We start from the raw sequence: 4,369 nt of genomic DNA on the forward strand, positions 1-4,369 counted from the left end.
TCCGGAAGATCTTGAGAATGCGCTCCTGGTTGCAGACCAGGCGCAGGGAGCCCTCGTGCGCACGCACACGCTTGAGCCCGCCCACGAGCACGCCGAGGCCGGTGGAGTCGAGGAAGTCCACGCCCTCCATGTCGACAACCAGGTGGTAGCTGCCGTCGTTCACCAACTCGACCAACTGCTCGCGCAGCTTGGGCGCGGTATACACATCAATCTCGCCACCGACCTCGACGACCGTACGGTCGCCACCAGGTCCGGACACATTGCGAGTCGACAGGGACAGGTCCACGGATCCTCCAGCACCTTGCTATCGAGCGGCCGCCCTTCAAGTCTCCCCGACGGAGCCGGAAGACAGTCGCCAGCCGCGATGGCATTCAATCACTTACCAGCAGCCATGCACGACGCCTTGGGACCATTGTCCGTCACGCCAGTGACACGCTCGGTGCCGATGGCCAAGAATCACCGTCCCAGTCGACCGCCCGGGAGCGGGGCGAACCGCCCCTCCCCCAGCACGGTCCTCGACCGGCTCACCGCAGGTGCGAGCCGGGCTGCGCGCATCACTCATACGGAGCACCTGCCCCCTCGACCGGGCAGGCATGCCGTCTGGCCGGACCGCATCCGGGCAGAAGTGATCAGCGCCGTCCGGCGCGCCGGAATCGAGCGTCCCTGGGCGCACCAGGCGACCGCCGCCGAGCACGCGCTGGACGGCGAGTCCGTGGTCATCGCGACCGGCACCGCGTCCGGCAAGTCGCTGGCCTACCTCGCCCCCGTACTCAGCGCCCTGCTGGACGGCGCGGACGCCCCCAACGGCCGCGGCACCACCGCCCTGTACCTGGCGCCCACCAAGGCCCTCGCCGCCGACCAGCGGCGCGCGGTGAAGGAACTCGCCGCACCGCTCGGCAACCGGATCCGGCCCGCCGTCTACGACGGCGACACGCCGGTCGAGGAACGCGAATGGGTCCGCCAGTACGCCAACTACGTCCTCACCAACCCGGACATGCTGCACCGGGGCATACTCCCCGCCCACCCCCGCTGGTCCTCCTTCCTCCGCGCGCTGCGCTATGTCGTGGTCGACGAGTGCCACACCTACCGCGGCGTCTTCGGCTCCCACGTCGCGCAGGTGCTGCGGCGACTGCGCCGCCTGTGCGCCCGCTACGGCGCAGACCCGGTCTTCCTGCTCGCCTCTGCCACCTCGGCGCAGCCGGCCGTGGCCGCAGGCCGGCTCACGGGTCTGCCCGTGCGCGAGGTCTCCGACGACGCCTCACCCCGTGGTGAGCTGGTCTTCGCCCTGTGGGAGCCGCCCCTGACCGAGCTCCACGGCGAGAAGGGCGCACCGGTGCGGCGCACGGCCACCGCGGAGACAGCCGACCTCCTGACCGACCTGACCGTTCAGGGCGTACGCAGCGTGGCCTTTGTACGCTCCCGCCGCGGCGCCGAACTGATCTCCGTGATCGCCAAGGAGCGCCTCGCCGAGGTGGACCGATCTCTGCCCGGGCGTGTCGCGGCCTACCGGGGCGGCTATCTCCCCGAGGAGCGCCGCGCGCTCGAGCGCGCCCTCCATTCCGGCGAGCTCCTGGGCCTCGCGGCCACCACCGCGCTGGAACTCGGCGTCGACATCGCCGGCCTGGACGCCGTCGTCATCGCCGGATACCCCGGAACCCGGGCTTCCCTGTGGCAGCAGGCGGGCCGGGCCGGACGCTCGGGCCAGGGCGCCCTCGCCGTGCTGGTGGCCCGCGACGACCCGCTGGACACCTTCCTCGTCCACCATCCCGAGGCCCTGTTCGACCGTCCGGTGGAGTCCACGGTCCTCGATCCCGACAATCCGTATGTGCTCGCGCCGCATCTGTGCGCGGCCGCCGCGGAACTTCCGCTCACCGACGCCGACCTCGACCTCTTCGGACCCGCCACGGCCGATCTGATGCCGCAGCTGGAGGCGGCGAGGCTGTTGCGGCGACGTGCGTCCGGCTGGCACTGGACCCGCCGCGAGCGGGCCGCCGACCTCACCGACATCCGGGGGGAGGGCGGCAGTCCCGTGCAGATCGTCGAGGCCGCCACCGGCCGGCTGCTCGGCACGGTCGACGAAGGGGCCGCCCACACGGCCGTCCACGACGGCGCGGTCCACCTCCACCAGGGCCGTACGTATCTGGTCGACCGACTCGACCTGGACGACTCCGTCGCCCTGGTCTCGGAGGCGAACCCGCCCTACTCGACCACCGCCCGCGACACCACCGCCATCTCCGTGCTCGAGACGGACACCGAGATCCCGTGGGGCGCCGGGCGCCTCTGCTACGGCTCCGTCGAAGTCACCAACCAGGTCGTCTCCTTCCTGCGACGCCGACTCATCACCGGGGAAGTCCTCGGTGAGTCCAAGCTCGACCTCCCGCCCCGGACGCTGCGGACCCGGGCCGTGTGGTGGACGGTCACCGAGGACCAACTGGACACCGCCCGCATCACCCCCGAGCAGCTGGGCGGTGCTCTGCACGCGGCCGAGCACGCCTCCATCGGGATGCTGCCTCTGTTCGCCACGTGCGACCGCTGGGACATCGGGGGCGTCTCCGTGCCTCTCCATCCCGACACGCTGCTGCCGACCGTCTTCGTGTACGACGGGCACCCGGGCGGCGCCGGTTTCGCCGAGCGGGCCTTCCACACGGCCCGCGAGTGGCTCACCGCCACGCGGGAAGCGATCGCCTTGTGCGAGTGTGAGGCGGGATGCCCTTCCTGCATCCAGTCGCCCAAATGCGGCAACGGCAACGATCCGCTGCACAAGCGAGGCGCGGTCCGGCTGCTCACGGAACTCCTGCGGGCGGCCCCGGCGGCCGAAGCGCCGTGCCCGGGAGCGCCTGCGGCACCTGAAGCCCGCGGTCCGGTACCGGGTCAGGAAGTGCCCGGTCCGGGGCCCGCTGCGGCTCCGGGTACGCCCGGTTCCGGAGCGCCGGGTCAGGAAGCGGCCGGCCCCGCAACGCCTGCGGCTCCCGAAGCCCCGGCCCCGGGAGCGCCAGGTCCGGGTGAGCCAGGTCCGGAACCGCCTGGGGCCCCGCCCGCGCCCTGACCGCCGGGGCGTAGGGCCCGAACCGTGCCAGTGCCGTCACGTCCGCGACCTCGCCGGTCACGGTGCACCGCACCACCTCGGCACCCTGGGCCCTGGCCACCCGGTCCGCTCTCGCACACGCGTCGGCCCCTCCGTTCAGGGCGTGGTCGGCCGCAGCCAGCGCCGCCAGGTCTGCGGCGGCTCCGGCCCGGTGACGGGCCACCACGGCCTGGCCCATCGCCAGCACGATCGCGAAGACGGCGCACAGCACGGTGGTCGCCATCGCCGCCCACACCGTCGCCGAGCCACGGTCACGGACCTGGTCCACGGCGCCATGCCCGTTCACCGAGCCACGCCTGTGCACGAAACCGCCCCCGTTGGCTCCAACCCTTTTCGGACTGCCCCGCCGTTCACTGCGCCACCGCGACGGGGCCCGCCGGCTCGGTGCGGTGCCCGGGGCACTCCGGTCCTGTCGCCACCTGGACGACGCGACCCGGTCCCAAGCCGCTCCGGGGCCCGTCGCCTTTCCCTCGGCCAAGGGCCGGTCTGCCCTCCCGTCCGGTGCCCAGGGCCGGGCTTCGTCCTGAGGCAGGAGCGACGAGCGGTTCCGAGACCACGGCCGAGGCCCTGCCCGAAGCTGCGGGCTCGTCCCCCGTAGTGACCCGTACGAACTCCGTCCGGGCCCGCCTGACCGAGCGGTCGTCGCTTTCCCGCCCGGCGTCCCGGCGGACGACCATCCCGGACGCGGCGGCCCCGGCTCCCTGCCCCACGGCGTCCTCGGCCGGCGCCACCGCCTCGGCGCTCAGCGTCAGAGCCAGCGCGCCCGGACCAGGAGCATCCGACTCGACTCGCACGCGCCACAGGTCGCCGCTGCGTGTCAGCGTGACCACGGAGCCGCTCGGTGCCGCCGAACGGGCCGCGGCGAGGGCGGCCGCCCGCGGCTCGGACCGTGCCGCGGCCCGAGCCCCGGCCCGAGCGGCATCCACGCACTGGATCTGCGCCGCAGCGGCCGTCAGCGCCCAGACCAGGGCCATGGTGAAGACGACCAGGGCCGGCACAGCCACAGCCGCTTCCGCCGTGACCGAGCCCCGTTCCGGGGAATCGGCGGCACACGGTGCCTCAGAACTGGGCATCGAGCGCCTTCCCGATCACTGCTTCGAGGGCTCCGGATACGGTCCCACTGGTGACGATCTTGTAGAGGACCGCGGCAAAGGCGCACGCGGCGATCGTTCCCATCGCGTATTCGGAAGTAGTCCTTGCTTAGTTTATGTGTCTCTTTGAGGCAGCCCGAGAGCAAGGGAACGTCAAAGTCTCTTGCACTCCCCTGAGTCTCAAACGTACGGT

Annotated in this window: 3 protein-coding genes and 2 pseudogenes; 1 reads left to right on the forward strand and 4 read right to left on the reverse strand. The window is 72.4% G+C overall.

What is annotated here, in order from left to right; all coding sequences use genetic code 11:
- A partial coding sequence (locus AB0903_RS34175; protein ID WP_366708701.1) for an STAS domain-containing protein occupies nt 1-286 on the reverse strand: 286 nt, incomplete at its 3' end.
- A gap of 78 nt (nt 287-364) precedes the next feature.
- Between AB0903_RS34175 and AB0903_RS34180 the strand changes: the two genes are divergently transcribed.
- The gene (locus tag AB0903_RS34180; protein WP_366708703.1) at nt 365-3,046 is read left to right on the forward strand and encodes a DEAD/DEAH box helicase; all 2,682 of its coding nucleotides are present in this window, start codon (nt 365-367) and stop codon (nt 3,044-3,046) included.
- 40 nt (nt 3,047-3,086) lie between these two features.
- On the opposite strand, the pseudogene AB0903_RS34185 reads toward AB0903_RS34180, so the two are convergent.
- The 3 genes and pseudogenes from AB0903_RS34185 to AB0903_RS34195 form a co-directional block, all read right to left on the reverse strand.
- Nucleotides 3,087-3,308 (reverse strand): annotated as a pseudogene (locus AB0903_RS34185) (Rv3654c family TadE-like protein); the annotation flags it as partial.
- A 127-nt stretch (nt 3,309-3,435) separates the two neighbouring features.
- Complete coding sequence (locus AB0903_RS34190) at nt 3,436-4,158, reverse strand: TadE family type IV pilus minor pilin (RefSeq protein WP_366708705.1); 723 nt, start codon at nt 4,156-4,158, stop codon at nt 3,436-3,438.
- Nucleotides 4,145-4,279: pseudogene (locus AB0903_RS34195) on the reverse strand (DUF4244 domain-containing protein); the annotation flags it as partial. The gene AB0903_RS34190 and the pseudogene AB0903_RS34195, both read right to left, overlap by 14 nt.
- Nucleotides 4,280-4,369 lie beyond the last annotated feature (90 nt).

It is taken from the genome of Streptomyces sp. NPDC048389 (genome assembly GCF_040706335.1).
Taxonomy (GTDB): Bacteria; Actinomycetota; Actinomycetes; order Streptomycetales; family Streptomycetaceae; genus Streptomyces.

Excerpts from the sequence above, each read along its gene's own strand:
- AB0903_RS34180 (WP_366708703.1), top strand. The coding sequence starts at position 365 with ATGGCATTCAATCACTTACCAGCAGCCATGCACGACGCCTTGGGACCA.
- AB0903_RS34190 (WP_366708705.1), bottom strand. The coding sequence starts at position 4,158 with ATGCCCAGTTCTGAGGCACCGTGTGCCGCCGATTCCCCGGAACGGGGC.